Consider the following 14,844-nt stretch of genomic DNA (forward strand, 5'->3'; position numbering starts at 1 on the left):
TGCCTGGTCAGGCGGCAGCGACAGCGGCAGTCATGCGACCGACGGCAAAAGCCCGGACGCCAGCCGCCGGACGCAAAAGGCAGCTGCGCTTCTTCAAGACCCTCAGCTAAGCACGGATCTGGACGTGGCATGCACGGCGCCGGCCATGCCTGGTCAGGCGGCAGCGACAGCGGCAGTCATGCGACCGACGGCAAAGGCCCGGACGCCAGCCGCCGGACGCAAAAGGCAGCTGCGCTTCTTCAAGACCGTCAGCTAAGCACGGATCTGGACGTGGCATGCACGGCGCCTGCCATGCCTGGTCAGGCGGCAGCGACAGCGGCAGTCATGCGACCGACGGCAAAAGCCCGGACGCCAGCCGCCGGACGCAAAAAGCAGCTGCGCTTCTTCAAGACCGTCAACTGATGTTTTCGGCGAAGGGCGCAATCTGCCGCTGCTTGGCGGCGATCTCGCACACGCCATCGGCGTAGCGGTTGGAGATGGCGATGAACTGGTCCTGGATTTCCAGGAACGCATCGACGATCTCGGCGTCGAAATGCGTGCCCCGCCCTTCGCTGATGATCTGCACGGCCTGCGCATGGCCCATGCCCTGTTTGTAGATACGCCGGCTGATCAGGGCATCGTACACGTCGGCCAGCGCCATCAGGCGCGCCGAGATCGGAATGGCCTCACCGGCCAGCCCCTGCGGGTAGCCGCTGCCATCCCATTTTTCATGGTGGCTGTAGGCGATCTCCTTGGCATACTTCAAAAAATCAACCTCGATGCCCAGTTCGTGCTCGGCCGCCAGGATGGCGTCGCGTCCCAGGGTCGTATGCGTGTTCATGATGGCCATTTCATGTGGCTCGAAGCGACCCGGCTTGAGCAGGATATGGTCGGGGATGCCCACCTTGCCGATGTCGTGCAGGGGCGCCGTCTTGAACAGCAGTTCGATATTCTTGTCCGTCAAAAAATCGCGGAAGCGCGGCAGATGCCGCACTTTCTCTGCCAGCGCCTTCAGGTAATGCGAGGTGCGGCGGATATGGTTGCCCGTCTCGCTGTCGCGCGTTTCGGCCAGCGACGCCATGGCGTGGATGGTGACGTCCTGCAGCGCCGCCACTTCCTGTACCCTGCGCTCCACCTCCGTTTCCAGGTACTGGTTCTGGTCGCGCAAAAAATCCTGCATCTGCTTCATCGCCAGCTGCGTCTTGATGCGCGCCAGCACGATGGGTGCGGAGATCGGCTTGGTGATGTAATCGACGGCGCCCAGGGCCAGGCCCAGCTGCTCGTCGGCCACTTCGCTCATGGCCGTGACGAAAATCACGGGAATGCCGGCCGTGGCAGGACTGGCCTTGAGCGCGCGGCACACGTCGTAACCGCTCATGCCCGGCATCATGATGTCGAGCAGGATCAGGTCGGGCTGGTCGCTGCCCGCGGCGATCTTCAGGGCGCGCTCGCCATTGACGGCGATCTTGGTACGGTACTCGCCCTCCAGCACGGCGCGCAGCAGGTCGATATTGTCTGGCGTGTCGTCGACCACCAGGATGGTTGGCTTGCTTGCCGGCGCTCTCATGCCAGTCCTTCGCTCTGCATAATTATCCTTGTCACAGTGTCAGCTCCAGCGCCTCGGCCACCTCGCCCAGCTGCGCCAGCGCACCTTCGAAATCGTATTGTCCCAGCATGCGCTTCAGCTGGCGCGCATGTTCGGCCTGTCCGGCCGCCACCAGCACCGGGCCGATGCCGTCGAGGTGCTTGACGGCCTGCGCATCGTCCTGCAGCAGCAGCTGCGACAGCTCGCGCAAGCCGGCCTCCAGGTGCGCCCGGTCCACCGGCGCCGCTGGCGCCAGCAGCACGCCGCCCGCTTCGGCCACGCCGGGACGCGACTGCATGGCCAGCACGATCTTCGGCACCAGTTCGTCGAGCGCCAGGGCACAGGCGGCCAGCGCCTGCGGCAAGCCGTCGTGCGAACCCAGGCTGAGCAAATGCTCGACCCGCGCGGCGCTGTCGGCCAGACCACCGGCACCGATATTGCCAGCCAGGCCTTTGAGCGTATGCGCCTCGCGGATGGCAGTTTCCAGCTGGTTATTCTCGATGGCGGCAACGATGCGTTGCATGGCGTCGAACTGGGTTTCCACAAAACGCTCCAGCAATTTTCGCATCAAAGCGGCGTTGCCGCCCACGCGGCGCATGGCCTCGGCCATTTTCAAGCCGGCGATCACTGGCAGCTCCGCTTCCGGCTGCGCCACCACCACCGCCATGTCCTGCGGCATGGCCGGCGCGATCCAGCGCGCCAGGGTGCCGAACAGCTGGGCCACGTCGATCGGCTTGGCGATGAAATCGTTCATGCCAGCGTCCAGGCATTTCTCCTTGTCGCCCACCATGGCATTGGCCGTCATGGCAATCACGGGCAAATTCGAATAACGGGGATCCTGGCGCAGCTTGCGCGTCGCCTGGTAGCCATCCATCACCGGCATCTGGCAGTCCATCAACACGCCGTCATAGGCATTTTCCTCGATCTTGGCCAGCGCGATGGCGCCATTGCCCGCGATATCGACGCGGATGCCGGCATCGTTGAGAATATGCTGCGCCACTTCCTGGTTCACCTCATTGTCCTCCACCAGCAGCAGCCAGGCACCGCGCAAGGCACGCTCATCGTCGCGGTAGCTGCTCTGGCGCTGCGTCTTGCGGCTCTGCCCCGTCACGCCGCCAAACACGAACGAAATCTGGTCCAGCAGGGTCGAGGCGCTGACCGGCTTGTTCAAGACGCCGTCGAGCGGCAAGTCGCGCTGGCGTGCCGCTTCCAGCAGCGCCTCGCGATGAAACGCCGTGACCATGATGCAGGCGGGCGGTGCATCGATACCGGCCGCATCGGCGCGGATACCGGCCAGGGTATCGAGGCCGTTCATGCCCGGCATCTTCCAGTCCATCAGCACGAGTCCGAACGGCCGCCCCTCGGCACGCGCCTGCGCCACGGCCCCGATGGCCAGCACGCCGCCATACACGGCACGCGCCTCGAAGCCCAATGCCGTCAGCATGCTGACGAAGATTTCACGCGCGCTGGGGTTGTCGTCCACCACCAGCACGCGCAGGCCTTCGAAGCGCTGCGGAGCAAGCAGACTGTCGCGCGGCACCGCGGCCAGGCCGAAGCGGGCCGTAAAGAAGAAGGTGCTGCCCACGCCCGCTTCGCTCACGAGGTCGATCTCGCCTTCCATCATTTCCACCAGACGCTTGCTGATGGTCAGTCCCAGGCCCGTGCCGCCATGGTGGCGCGTGGTGGAGGTGTCGGCCTGGGTAAAGGCCTGGAACAATTTGCTGCGCTGGGGCGGCGTCAGGCCGATGCCCGTGTCGCGCACATCCACGCGCAGCACCGCCGCGTGTTGCTCCATCTGCTGCAAGCGGATGCTGACGACGATCTCGCCCTTGTCCGTAAACTTGATGGCATTGTTGGTGAGATTGATGAGCACCTGCCCCAGGCGCAGCGGATCGCCCTGCAGTGCGTTGGGCACATCGGGCGCGACATCGAACAGCAATTCGAGGCCCTTGTCCTGGGCCCGCATCACGGACAGGTCGGCGATCTGCGCCAGCACGTCTTCGAGGAAAAAATCGACCTTTTCAAAAGCCATCTTGCCCGCCTCGATCTTCGAAAAATCGAGGATGTCGTCGATGATGGCCAGCAGGTTCTTCGATGCCGACTCCACCTTCTCCAGGTAGTTGCGCTGGGTTGGCGTCAGCTCCGTCTGCAGCGCCAGATGGGTCATGCCGATGATGCCGTTCATCGGCGTGCGGATCTCATGCGACATATTGGCCAGGAAATCCGACTTCATCTTGGTCGCATCCTCGGCCACTTCGACGGCATGGCGCAGGTCCTGCTCGACGGCCAGGCTGGTACTCATGTTCTTGAGCGCCTGCAGCAATTCGCCCGTCTCGTCGCGCGACGTGACTTCGATGGCGGAACTGAAGTCGCCGTTGGCCACGCGCGTGGCGATCGCCACCGCCTCACCCAAGGGCCGCGTGATCGAACGTGCCGACCAGGCAAAGGCCAGGCCGATCAGCAATGCAGCCAGGCCGATGCCGCCCATCAGCAGCAGCGAGGTGTCGATGTCGTTGCGTATCCTGGCCGCGCTGTCGCGGATCTGCTGCTGCTGCAAGTCATCGAGTTGGCCCACGTACAGCAGCACCTTTTCCAGCACGGGCAGGGTCACCGTCTGCATGGCCTGCTCTGCCGCGGCATCATCGCCTCGCTCGAGCAGCGCGAACAGCGCCTTGAGCGAAACATAATAATCGGCGCGCGCATGATGCATCTGCTCCAGCAGGCGCCGCTCGTCGGGCCGCGCATTGAGTCCGTCGAGAATGCGCACCTGTTCGTCGATGCCCTGCTTGATCGCCTCCAGGCGCGCCTGGTTCGCCTGGCGCAGCGCCAGCTTGTGCTGGCTGGGCAGGCTGGCGATGCGCGTGGCCGCCTCGCGTGCCAGGCCATGGATCTTGCTGGTGGCCTTGGCAGCGACCCAGTCGCGCCGCAGAATATTGTCCGTCTCGGCGCGGATCGCGTAAATGCGGCTGCCAGCGAGCACGATGACAACCAGCATCAGCACGATCAGGATGGCGTAGCCCGCGTTGATGCGCACGCCGATCCGGATATCCCTGAAACGCATGACAGTTTCCTATCAGAAATTCTTAAAAACGGAAGTCTGACCGCATTCCCCTACAATATGCAAGGTCTTTTGCAAAGGAATTAAGCGCCAAAGCGCCTATTTGCCCGCTGTTGGAGCTTGTTCTGGGGATGCCATGGTGGCGATATGGGCTTGCAGGCAGGCGGGACACCAGCAAGCCCCGGCAGTGCTGCCGGGTACGGGTACGACCAGCGGCAAGGCCGCGCACCAGCACGGGGCGGTGGCGTCCGGGTCAAGCTGGCCACACTGGAAGGTGGCGCCGCACAGGCTGCATTGGCTCATGGCTGTGTGTGAATTGGCAAGTGTGTGACACGCAACCATCGCGGGCGACGCACATGTAACTGGCAGTAAAAGGGCTGGCTGGGGGACATATCGGACCAGACTATAGGATCATCAGGGAAAATACAACAAGATCGCCCTATAATGCCTCCAGGATTTTCTTCTTCCCTGTAAAATCTCACAAATCTATTTTCCGGACTCGCCATGAATCAACTAGCTAACTTGAACCTGGACATGAATGACGACTTGACGGCGGTGTCGCCGCAAATCAAGGCGCAGATTCTGGCCGAGGCCCTGCCATACATTCGCAATTTCCACGGCAAGACCATCGTCATCAAATACGGTGGCAATGCCATGACGGACGAACGCCTGAAGCATGGCTTCGCGCGCGACGTCATCCTGCTCAAGCTGGTCGGCATGAACCCCGTCGTGGTCCACGGCGGCGGCCCGCAGATCGACAACGCGCTGAAAAAAATCGGCAAGCAAGGCACTTTCGTGCAAGGCATGCGCATCACCGATGAAGAAACCATGGAAGTGGTGGAGTGGGTGCTGGGCGGCGAAGTGCAGCAGGATATCGTCATGCTGATCAACCATTACGGCGGCCAGGCAGTCGGCCTGACGGGCAAGGATGGCGGCTTGATCCGCGCGCGCAAGATGCAGATGCCGGACCGCGAACATCCGGGCGAATTCCTCGACATCGGCTTCGTCGGCGAGATCGACGCGATCAACCCGGCCGTCGTCAAGGCGCTGCAGGACGACGCCTTCATTCCCATCATTTCGCCGATCGGTTTTGGCCAGGATGGCCAGGCCTACAACATCAACGCCGACGTGGTGGCGGGCAAGATCGCGGAAATCCTGAAGGCGGAAAAGCTGATCATGATGACCAACATCGCCGGCGTCCAGGACAAGCAGGGCAACCTGGTGACCGACCTGTCGGCACGCGAAATCGACGAGATGTTCGCCGACGGCACGATCTCGGGCGGCATGCTGCCGAAGATCTCGTCCGCGCTCGACGCCGCCAAGTCCGGCGTGAACACGGTACACATCATCGATGGCCGCATCGAACACTCATTATTGCTGGAAGTGTTGACCGAGCAGGCTTTTGGTACTATGATCCGTTCGCACTAAAAAAATCGCAACGCATCACAGCGAGTAGTTTGGCGGCGCAGATCACCTGGCGCCGCTTTTAATTTGCCCTTGTAGCTCAGTGGTAGAGCACTCCCTTGGTAAGGGAGAGGCCACGTGTTCGATCCACGTCAAGGGCACCAATATCCTTTCCCCGCAGCTGTAAAAGTGCCCATGGCGGCGTTGTCCTTCCTCGCCGTACTTGCGTACTGTTTTCGTCAGTCCGCCTTGCCCTGAACATTTTTCCATCTGCTCTGCCGCGTGTTTTGCGCGGCTGAGCTAGCGTCATCCCTTCTGCAGTTCAATAAATCCGCTCGACCTTCAAGCCCTTCTGACGCAATAAATCCGGCACGCTTTTCGCTCCGACCAGGTGCAGCACGCCGATGGCGGCCAGGCTGGACTTCTCGCGCGCCAGGAGTTTGGCGATGCCATCGGCCAGGGCCGGGTTGCGGCCATCTAACAACACCTTTTGCACGAACTGCGCGGCAAACGAGGGGTCTGTTGCCGCCTTCGCCGCCAGCTTGTCAAAGGCGGCCGCGTCGGCGTTGCGCCACGCATCGGCGATTTCGCGCGCTTCCTGGCTTTGCTCCTGGTCTTCGATCGAGGCTACGCCGTCCTCCAGGAAGCGGCACTGGTCAGCCGGCGACATGGTGCCAAACAGCGCCATCTGGCCCTCCATCGATTCGAGTTCCACCACGGGGATCTTGCGCGCCTTGGCCTGCTGCGACAGATAATTATCGACCGCCAGATCGGAGCGGTAGCCGAGGGTGGAAAATTCACTGATAGCCAGCACGCTGGCCAGCATCCACGGCTTCATCGGTACCACCGCTTCGGGCGCGATGCCGTATTTTTGCAACAGCGGCGCCAGGCGCGGCGCCAGGGTCTGGCGGCAATCTGACGGTACCTTGCTGCCCGGTGCCTCCATGCCGTATTTCAGCACGGCGCGCATGGCCGCGCGCGGATCGGCGCCTGGATCGATCTCCAGCGCCAGCGCCCCGGCCTGCTGCAGCGCCTGCGTCACCGTCGGTTCGAGCGGATAGAAATCGGGGGCACCAACATGAATGGTGCCGAACAAATACAGGGTGTGGCTGGCATCCTGCACCTTGAACAAGGCACCCCGGTTTTGCGTCACGGGCGGTGCTTCGGCGCGGGCCGCCTGCAAGGGCAGCAAGAATAATCCGCAAAACATCACTATAATCTGGCGTCGCATGGTTTTCCTGATTGTTGAATTTTTCATCTTCTCTCGCTAGCAAAGACTCCTGTGCCTGTGTCCCATCTTAACCGCTCGTCGCCGGTCTGGCTGTTTGACCTCGACAACACGCTGCACAATGCCTCGCACGCCATCTTTCCCAGCATCACGGCCAATATGAACACCTATATTGCCCGCGTGCTGGGCGACGGCGTGACGCCGGCCGACGAGGCCATCGTCAATGCGGCGCGCGCGGCCTACTGGCGCCGCTATGGCGCCACTCTGCTGGGCATGGTCAAGCACCACCAGGTGCAAGCCGCGCATTTTTTACACGAGACGCACGCCTTCGACGATCTACGCGCCATGATACGCGCCGAGCGGGGACTGGGGGCTTTACTCAAGCGCCTGCCTGGCCGTAAAATTTTACTCACCAACGCGCCGCTGCGCTATTCGAGCGACGTGATGCGCCACCTGGGCCTGCGCCAGCATTTTTCACACCACGTCGCCATCGAAGCGATGCAGGTGCACCGCCAGCTGCGGCCCAAGCCTTCGACCCTGATGCTGCGCAAACTGATGCGCAAGCACCAGATCCGGCCCAGCCGTTGCATTCTGGTGGAAGATACCCTGGCCAACCTGAAGGGTGCGAAAAGACTGGGCTTGCGCACGGCCTGGGTCACGCAATACCTGAAAATGGCCGATCCCATCGGCGTGGCAAAGCTGCCCAAGGCGTTAAATCGCCCCGCTTACGTCGATGTCAAAGTAAAATCTGTCCGGCATTTGGCACGCCGCCTTCACCGCCTGCGTTGAAGGGGAACTCCCGGGCCTCCGGTTGACACTGGAAGCCGCACCGCTAGCGGCGGTTTTGGCATTCCCCATCAAGGCAGCATTTTTTTTAACGACAAGAGAAAATATGGCAAGCACACCGCCGGGCCAACGCAGGCTACAAATTCTTCAGGCCCTCGCCGCAATGCTGGAGCAGCCGAAAGGCGAAAAGATCACCACGGCCGCACTGGCCGCCAGACTGGCCGTCTCGGAAGCGGCCCTGTACCGCCATTTCGCCAGCAAGGCGCAAATGTTCGAGGGACTGATCGAATTCATCGAGTCGAGCGTTTTCGGCCTGATCAACCAGATCGCAGAAAAGCACAGCGATGGCATGACGCAGACGCGCGACATCATCGGCATGCTGCTCAATTTCGCCATCAGCAATCCGGGCATGACGCGCGTGCTGATCGGCGACGCGCTGGTCAATGAGGACGAGCGCCTGCAAGTGCGCATGAACCAGTTCTACGACCGCGTGGAACTGGCGCTCAAGCAGGCCTTGCGCGTGGCGGCCACGGAAGGCCATGGCAAGGAAAGCGAAGTGGCGGCGCGCGCCACCCTGATCGTCAGCTTCGTCATCGGACGCTGGCACCGCTACGCCAAGAGCGGCTTCAAGATCAATCCCTCCCAGGAAGCGGCGCTGCAAATCGCCATGCTGCTGGGATAAATCACCGCCGTCGCTGTCCCCATGCCTACCGACTGTTTCGCCCTGCTCGACGATGCCAGCACTCCCGGCGCCGGCTCGCGCCTGTACACGGGCCTGGCGGCGGTCTTGCAGTGCACAGGGGGGGATGCGTGGCCAGCCTTGCTGGAAGGGCTGCAAGGCGCCCTGGAGCGCGGCCAGTACGCCGTCAGCGTGTGCAGCTACGAACTGGGAGCGCACCTGCTGGCCATGCCGCCGCGCGCGGCCAGCCCTGACGCGCCGCCGCTGGCGCAGGTGCTCGTCTTCGAGCAGTGCACCCACCTGTCGCAGGACGCCGTGGCGCAGTGGCTGGAGGAGCACGCGCCAGTGACCGCCACGCCGGCCGGCGTGGCCGGCATCGAAGCGAATGTCGACCAGGCCGCATTTACGCGCGCCCTCGACCGCATCCACGACTACATCGTGGCCGGCGACACCTACCAGGTCAACTATACGTATCGCTTGCGCTTCGACGCCTTCGGCTCTCCCCTGGCCCTGTATGCGCGGCTACGCGCGCGCCAGCCCGTGCCCTACGGCGCGCTGGTGATGCTGCCCGATGGCGGCGCCCTGCTGTCGCTGTCGCCCGAACTGTTCGTGCGCCATGCGCAGGGCGAACTGACGGCGCGCCCCATGAAGGGCACGGCGCCAGCCGCCCCTGCGGAGCAAACGGCAGAAAACGCGCGCCGCGCCGCCGCCCTGGCCAGCGACCCGAAGAACCGCGCGGAAAACCTGATGATCGTCGACCTGCTGCGCAACGATATCGGCCGCATCGCCGTGACGGGCTCCGTCAAGGTGCCCGCCCTGTTCCAGGTGACGCGCTACAGCAGCGTGCTGCAGATGACGTCTACCGTGCAGGCGCGCCTGCGCGATGACGCCAGCCTGGCCGACATCTTCCAGGCCCTGTATCCCTGCGGCTCGATCACGGGTGCGCCCAAGCGGCGCACCATGGAAATCATCGCCGAACTGGAGCCGGCGCCACGCGGCATCTACACGGGCGCCATCGGCTGGTTCGATCCGCCGGCCGCCGGCCCCGCCCACCGTGTGGGCGACTTCTGCATGTCCGTGCCGATTCGCACCCTGGCCTTGCAAGCGCCAGGGGCGAACGGCGTGCGGCGCGGCGAAATGGGCGTGGGCGCCGGCATCGTCCTGGACAGCGACCCGCCCGATGAATTTGCGGAATGCCAGCTCAAGGCCCGCTTCCTCACGGGCTTGCGCAACGACTTCGAGCTGTTCGAAACCCTGCACGCCAGCCGCGACTATGGCTGCCGCCAGCAGGAACGCCACCTGGCGCGCCTGGCCGCGTCCAGCGCCTACTTCGGCTTTCGCTGGGATGACAAGGCCGCCCGCGCCGCCCTGCAGGCCGCATGCGCGGCGCGTCCCGACGACGTCCCTTTCCGCCTGCGCCTGGCGCTGCGCCAGGACGGCCGGTTCAGCGTGCAAAGCGGCACCCTGACCGCCTTGCCGGACACCGTGAAAGTCCTGCTGGCGGACGACGCCACCACGGCAGACGACCTGTTCCTGCGCCACAAGAGCAGCGTGCGCACGCGCTACGATGCGGCCTGGCGCGCCGCCGAAGCGCAGGGCGCCTTCGACATGCTGTTCTTTAACGAAAGGGGCGAATTGACGGAAGGCGGGCGCAGCAACGTCTTCGTCCGGCTGGACGGCCGCTGGCATACGCCGCCCCTGTCCTGCGGCCTGCTGCCCGGCGTGCAGCGCGCCGTCATGCTGGCCGATCCCGCCTGGAACGCGCAGGAAACCATCATCACGCGCGCCATGCTGGCACAGGCAGAATCCATCGTCGTGTGCAATGCGCTGCGCGGCGCATTGCCGGCACATCTTATCGCCAGCACCTGAAACCGTTCAGGACGAGGTACATTGCCGAAGGCAGTGCGACTGCACGAGTTGACGCCTGTACTTGGACACTGCAACACCGCCAAGGGCTCCTGAAATAGTTCAGGGCAAGGCGCATTGCCGAAGACAGTGCAGCTGCACGACGAGGCACTGCAACGCCGCCATGGACTCCTGAAACAGTTCAGGGCAAGGCGCATTGCCGAAGGCAGTGCAGCTGCACGACGAGGCACTGCAACGCCGCCATGGACTGTTTCAGCCGCTAGAGATCCACCTGCATTTCATAGCCGCCATAAATCATCCGCTTGCCATCGAACGGCAGCTTGGCAGGGTCCATCATGTCAGCCAGGCGGGGATCCGTCATGACCTTGTCGTTGACTTCATCGCGCTTGGCGCGCGATTCGTACACGATCCAGGAAAACACCACTACTTCGCCGTCCTGCAGGTCTACCGCCTGCGGAAACGAGGTCAGCTTGCCCGGCTTGACATCGTCGCCCACGCATTCGCGAAACTCCAGCGCGCCATATTCGCGCCACACGGCGCCGCAGCTGCGCGACATGGCCAGATAGGCATCGAGCTTGGCTTTCGGCACGGGCACCACAAATCCATCCACATACGCCATGATGTTCTCCTTGATGGTGGTTTTGACAAATTTTGACAAACGCGAACCACCAGCTTAGGACAAGCATGGCAAGACGACAAGCACGGCATTAAAAAAAGCAGGCCCGCGCGCCTGCTTCTTCCTTACATCGCCAGCGCTTTTTCCACCGCGCCCACGAGTTTCTTGTCGTCCGGCGTCACCTTGCTGGGGAAGCTTTCCACAACCTTGCCGTGGCGGTCGATCAGGTATTTATGGAAATTCCAGGCGGGCGTCTTGCCCGTCTGCTTGATCAGATCCACGTACAGCGGGTTCGGCGCAGGACCGGACACCACCGATTTGGCGAACATGGGAAACTTCACGCCATAGGTGTTGTAGCAAAAATCGGCGATTTCCTTGCTGTTACCCGGCTCCTGCTTGCCGAAATCGTTGGAAGGGAAACCCAGCACTACCAGGCCCTTGCTGCCGTACTTGGCGTACAGCGCTTCCAGCCCTTCGTACTGATTGGTAAAACCGCAATAACTGGCCGTGTTGACCACCAATACGACTTTGCCAGCGTACTGGCACAGGTTTTGCGGCGCTTCGTCCTGCAGGCGGTTGAAGGTCTGCTTGAGGATGGCGGGACAGGCTGCCGGCGCGGCGGTGGCATCGGCAGCATGGGCCGGCACGACGGCCAGGCTGGCACTGGCGGCAAGGGTGGTCAGCGCGAACAGCTGGGCAAGGGTCTTGGACATGAAGGGCACCATGGTCGAAAAGAAAAAAAACCATTCTATGCCAAACACCACATGTGCGTATGAGAGCAACAACAACGGTAAGGACTTGAGCGACATCAAGGCTAGCGCAGTACTTGCCCAGCGCACAGTTTTTTTACCTATGCTCGTCCTTCCTGCCCATGTCCTGTGGAGTTGCCATGCCCTTCCCGCACCTGACCGCATTACCCGCCGCCGCCTTGCTGGCCGCCAGCCTGCTGATCCTGGCACCATCCGGCGCACATGCCGCCACGGCCGTCAAGGCCGCCGCCACCAAAGATGCTCCCGCCCTGCCCGGCTATCAGGCCGACTTGAGCCAGACCACCGTTTCCGGCCTGTCATCGGGCGGCTTCATGGCGGCGCAATTCGCCGTCGCCTACTCGGCCACCGTCGCCGGCGCCGGCATCATCGCGGGCGGGCCGTATTTCTGCTCGGGCCAGCCGGGCCGTTTTCCCTACATTCCGTATCTGACGAATGCCCTGACGACCTGCATGAACCCGGGCGAGTCGCAGGTGGCGCCGCCCGTGGCCAGCGAATTGCTGCGTGCGGCGAACGATTTCGCACGCGCCAGCCTGATCGACGATACGGCGAACCTGAAACGCCAGCGCGTGTATCTGTTCAGCGGTACGAAAGACCGCACCGTCACGCGGCCGGTGGTGGAACAGGTGAGCCAGTTCTATCAGCTGGCGGGGACGCCGGCGGCGCAGATCCGCTTCGTCGACAATGTCGGCGCAGGCCACGCCATCCTGACGGACAGCAACGCCGACAAGCCATGCGCCGTAACGGAGTCGCCATTCATCAACGATTGTGACTACGTACAGGCGCGCGATATCCTGCAACACCTGTATCCGGATCTGCAGCCGTCGTACGGCACCCTGACGGGCAAGGTGATCGCCTTCAACCAGCGCAGCTTCATCCAGAACTCCTACTCCAGCATGAACAATACGGGCTACGCCTACATCCCGAAAGCCTGTGACAGCGAGAGCTGCCGCGTGCACGTGGTGTTCCACGGCTGCCTGCAAACGACGCAGGCCATCGGCGACCGTTTCTACACGCGCACCGGCTACAATCAGGTGGCCGATGCCAACAAGATCATCGTACTGTATCCGCAGGCCGAGCCGAGCCCCATCTATCCCTACAACCCGAAAGGCTGCTGGGACTTCTGGGGCTACACCAGCGTCAACCCCATCGACCCGAATTTCTACCGCAAGAGCGGCACGCAGATGGAAGCGGTCAAGGGCATGCTGGACCGCTTGGGCTCGGCCCGCAACAGCCGTCGATAACGGCCGTCAAGGATGCTTGAGACAATCGTGGCGGGCGGCCACGATTTCCAGCCCGCGAAACGACAACGGAGCGCAGCTTCGCGGCGGACTTACTCAGGCATCCTAGATACCGCCCATGCAGATGTACTTGATGACCAGGTAGTCCTCGATACCGTAGGTCGACCCTTCGCGGCCCAGGCCAGACTGCTTGACGCCGCCGAAGGGGGCGATCTCGTTCGAGATCAGGCCCGTGTTGACGCCGACCATGCCCGTTTCCAGGCCTTCGGCCACGCGCCAGATGCGGCCGATGTCGCGCGAATAGAAGTAGGCGGCCAGGCCGAATTCCGTGTTGTTGGCCAGGCCGATGACTTCCTCGTCCGTCTTGAAGCGGAACAGCGGCGCCAGCGGGCCGAAGGTTTCTTCGGTGGCCACGCGCATGTCGTTCGTCACATCGGCGATGATGGTCGGCTCGAAGAAGCCATTGCCCAGCGCATGGCGCTTGCCGCCGGCCAGCAGGCGGCCGCCCTTGCCCAGCGCGTCGGCCACGTGCTCTTCCACCTTGGCGACAGCCTTGCAATCGATCAGCGGGCCTTGCGTGACGCCCGCCTCGATGCCATTGCCGACCTTCAGCTTGGCCACGGCCGCCACCAGTTTTTCGGCGAACGCTTCGTACACGCTGTCCTGCACGTACAGGCGGTTGGCGCACACGCAAGTCTGGCCCGCGTTGCGGTATTTCGAGGCGATGGCGCCTTCCACTGCCGCATCCAGGTCGGCGTCGTCAAAGACGATGAACGGCGCATTGCCGCCCAGTTCCAGCGACAGCTTCTTGATCGTCGGCGCGCACTGTTCGGCCAGCAGACGACCCACCTGAGTCGAGCCCGTAAAGGTCAGCTTGCGCACGATGGGGTTCGACGTCATTTCACCGCCGATGTCCTTCGGCGCCCCCGTGACGATGCTGAACACGCCGGCAGGCACGCCCGCGCGCTCGGCCAGCACGGCCAGCGCCAGCGCGGAAAACGGCGTCGCTTCGGCAGGTTTCAGGACCATCGGGCAGCCGGCGGCCAGGGCCGGGCCGACTTTGCGCGTGATCATCGCGGCCGGGAAATTCCACGGCGTGATGGCGGCGCACACGCCGATCGGTTCCTTGGTGATGACGAGGCGGCGGTCCGGCCATGGCGACTGCAGGGTATCGCCCGAGACGCGCTTGCCTTCCTCGGCAAACCACTCGATGAATGAGGCGCCGAACTGCACTTCACCCTTCGCTTCCAGCAGGGGCTTGCCCTGCTCGGTGGTCATGATCAGCGCCAGGTCGTCGGCGTTTTCCAGAATCAGGTCGTGCCAGCGGCGCAGCACGGAAGCGCGCTCCTTGGCCGTCTTCTTGCGCCAGGCGGGCCAGGCCGCATTGGCCGCTTCGATGGCACGGCGCGTCTCGGCCGCGCCCATCAGGGGCACCGTGCCGATATGCTCGCCCGTGGCGGGATTGCTCACATTAATCGTCTGGCCACCGTCAGCATCGACCCAGGCTCCATTCAGGTAAGCCTGGTGACGCAACAAGGTAGGATCTTTCAACTGCAGCATATGGATCTCCGGTCTGGTTTGAATTATCGACGGGAGATACTATGCCACAGCGCGGCCGATTCCGCAGGCGGACGG

The 14,844-nt window shown here is 63.1% G+C and carries 13 protein-coding genes and 1 tRNA gene; 7 read left to right on the plus strand and 7 right to left on the minus strand.

The features are described 5' to 3' along the window. Window positions 1–256 (plus strand): hypothetical protein (locus AC07VL_RS14510; RefSeq protein ID WP_494806495.1); only part of this gene is annotated, 256 nt, incomplete at its 5' end. 138 nt (window positions 257–394) lie between these two features. Here the strand turns inward: AC07VL_RS14510 and AC07VL_RS14515 are convergent. The 3 genes from AC07VL_RS14515 to AC07VL_RS14525 form a co-directional block, all read right to left on the minus strand. Further along, complete coding sequence (locus AC07VL_RS14515; RefSeq protein WP_494806496.1) at window positions 395–1,546, minus strand: response regulator; 1,152 nt, start codon at window positions 1,544–1,546, stop codon at window positions 395–397. A gap of 31 nt (window positions 1,547–1,577) precedes the next feature. Next, window positions 1,578–4,625, minus strand: coding sequence for a response regulator (locus AC07VL_RS14520; RefSeq protein ID WP_494806497.1), 3,048 nt, complete (start codon window positions 4,623–4,625; stop codon window positions 1,578–1,580). A 96-nt stretch (window positions 4,626–4,721) separates the two neighbouring features. Next, entirely contained in the window at window positions 4,722–4,964 is a 243-nt protein-coding gene (locus AC07VL_RS14525; RefSeq protein WP_494806498.1) for a cysteine-rich CWC family protein, read from the minus strand. Window positions 4,965–5,156: 192 nt separating this feature from the next. Between AC07VL_RS14525 and argB the strand changes: the two genes are divergently transcribed. Then, a complete protein-coding gene (gene argB, locus AC07VL_RS14530; protein ID WP_010393729.1) occupies window positions 5,157–6,050 on the plus strand; it encodes an acetylglutamate kinase in 894 nt (297 codons plus the stop codon). A 65-nt stretch (window positions 6,051–6,115) separates the two neighbouring features. Then, window positions 6,116–6,190, plus strand: a tRNA-Thr gene (locus AC07VL_RS14535). 158 nt (window positions 6,191–6,348) lie between these two features. On the opposite strand, the gene AC07VL_RS14540 is transcribed toward AC07VL_RS14535, so the two are convergent. After that, window positions 6,349–7,218 (minus strand): TraB/GumN family protein, encoded by an 870-nt coding sequence (locus tag AC07VL_RS14540; protein WP_494806499.1) that lies wholly within the window; start codon window positions 7,216–7,218, stop codon window positions 6,349–6,351. A 90-nt stretch (window positions 7,219–7,308) separates the two neighbouring features. On the opposite strand from AC07VL_RS14540, the gene AC07VL_RS14545 reads away from it, so the two are divergent. From AC07VL_RS14545 to pabB, 3 genes are all read left to right on the plus strand, one after another. Continuing rightward, on the plus strand, window positions 7,309–8,043 hold the full coding sequence (locus tag AC07VL_RS14545; protein WP_494806500.1) for a pyrimidine 5'-nucleotidase: 735 nt from the start codon (window positions 7,309–7,311) through the stop codon (window positions 8,041–8,043). A gap of 103 nt (window positions 8,044–8,146) precedes the next feature. After that, window positions 8,147–8,722, plus strand: a complete 576-nt coding sequence (gene slmA / locus AC07VL_RS14550; protein WP_076564812.1) for a nucleoid occlusion factor SlmA — start codon at window positions 8,147–8,149, stop codon at window positions 8,720–8,722. A 21-nt stretch (window positions 8,723–8,743) separates the two neighbouring features. Further along, on the plus strand, window positions 8,744–10,588 hold the full coding sequence (gene pabB, locus AC07VL_RS14555) for an aminodeoxychorismate synthase component I (RefSeq protein ID WP_494806501.1): 1,845 nt from the start codon (window positions 8,744–8,746) through the stop codon (window positions 10,586–10,588). A 256-nt stretch (window positions 10,589–10,844) separates the two neighbouring features. Here pabB and AC07VL_RS14560 read toward each other — a convergent pair whose 3' ends face one another. Continuing rightward, on the minus strand, window positions 10,845–11,204 hold the full coding sequence (locus tag AC07VL_RS14560) for a DUF1428 domain-containing protein (protein WP_494806502.1): 360 nt from the start codon (window positions 11,202–11,204) through the stop codon (window positions 10,845–10,847). 122 nt (window positions 11,205–11,326) lie between these two features. After that, window positions 11,327–11,914 carry a glutathione peroxidase gene (locus AC07VL_RS14565; protein ID WP_494806503.1) on the minus strand — a complete coding sequence of 196 codons (588 nt, stop codon included), beginning with the start codon at window positions 11,912–11,914 and terminating at the stop codon, window positions 11,327–11,329. A gap of 176 nt (window positions 11,915–12,090) precedes the next feature. Between AC07VL_RS14565 and AC07VL_RS14570 the strand changes: the two genes are divergently transcribed. Further along, the gene (locus AC07VL_RS14570; RefSeq protein ID WP_494806504.1) at window positions 12,091–13,212 is read left to right on the plus strand and encodes an extracellular catalytic domain type 2 short-chain-length polyhydroxyalkanoate depolymerase; all 1,122 of its coding nucleotides are present in this window, start codon (window positions 12,091–12,093) and stop codon (window positions 13,210–13,212) included. Between the two features lie 102 nt (window positions 13,213–13,314). Here AC07VL_RS14570 and gabD read toward each other — a convergent pair whose 3' ends face one another. Beyond that, window positions 13,315–14,769, minus strand: a complete 1,455-nt coding sequence (gene gabD, locus AC07VL_RS14575; RefSeq protein ID WP_494806505.1) for an NADP-dependent succinate-semialdehyde dehydrogenase — start codon at window positions 14,767–14,769, stop codon at window positions 13,315–13,317. Window positions 14,770–14,844: the final 75 nt, after the last annotated feature.

The sequence above is a fragment of the Janthinobacterium sp. GW821-FHT03C08 genome (assembly GCF_059420905.1).

Excerpts from the sequence above, each read along its gene's own strand:
- AC07VL_RS14515 (WP_494806496.1), bottom strand. The coding sequence starts at position 1,546 with ATGAGAGCGCCGGCAAGCAAGCCAACCATCCTGGTGGTCGACGACACG.
- AC07VL_RS14520 (WP_494806497.1), bottom strand. The coding sequence starts at position 4,625 with ATGCGTTTCAGGGATATCCGGATCGGCGTGCGCATCAACGCGGGCTAC.
- AC07VL_RS14525 (WP_494806498.1), bottom strand. The coding sequence starts at position 4,964 with ATGGTTGCGTGTCACACACTTGCCAATTCACACACAGCCATGAGCCAA.
- argB (WP_010393729.1), top strand. The coding sequence starts at position 5,157 with ATGAATGACGACTTGACGGCGGTGTCGCCGCAAATCAAGGCGCAGATT.
- slmA (WP_076564812.1), top strand. The coding sequence starts at position 8,147 with ATGGCAAGCACACCGCCGGGCCAACGCAGGCTACAAATTCTTCAGGCC.
- pabB (WP_494806501.1), top strand. The coding sequence starts at position 8,744 with ATGCCTACCGACTGTTTCGCCCTGCTCGACGATGCCAGCACTCCCGGC.
- AC07VL_RS14560 (WP_494806502.1), bottom strand. The coding sequence starts at position 11,204 with ATGGCGTATGTGGATGGATTTGTGGTGCCCGTGCCGAAAGCCAAGCTC.
- AC07VL_RS14565 (WP_494806503.1), bottom strand. The coding sequence starts at position 11,914 with ATGTCCAAGACCCTTGCCCAGCTGTTCGCGCTGACCACCCTTGCCGCC.
- AC07VL_RS14570 (WP_494806504.1), top strand. The coding sequence starts at position 12,091 with ATGCCCTTCCCGCACCTGACCGCATTACCCGCCGCCGCCTTGCTGGCC.
- gabD (WP_494806505.1), bottom strand. The coding sequence starts at position 14,769 with ATGCTGCAGTTGAAAGATCCTACCTTGTTGCGTCACCAGGCTTACCTG.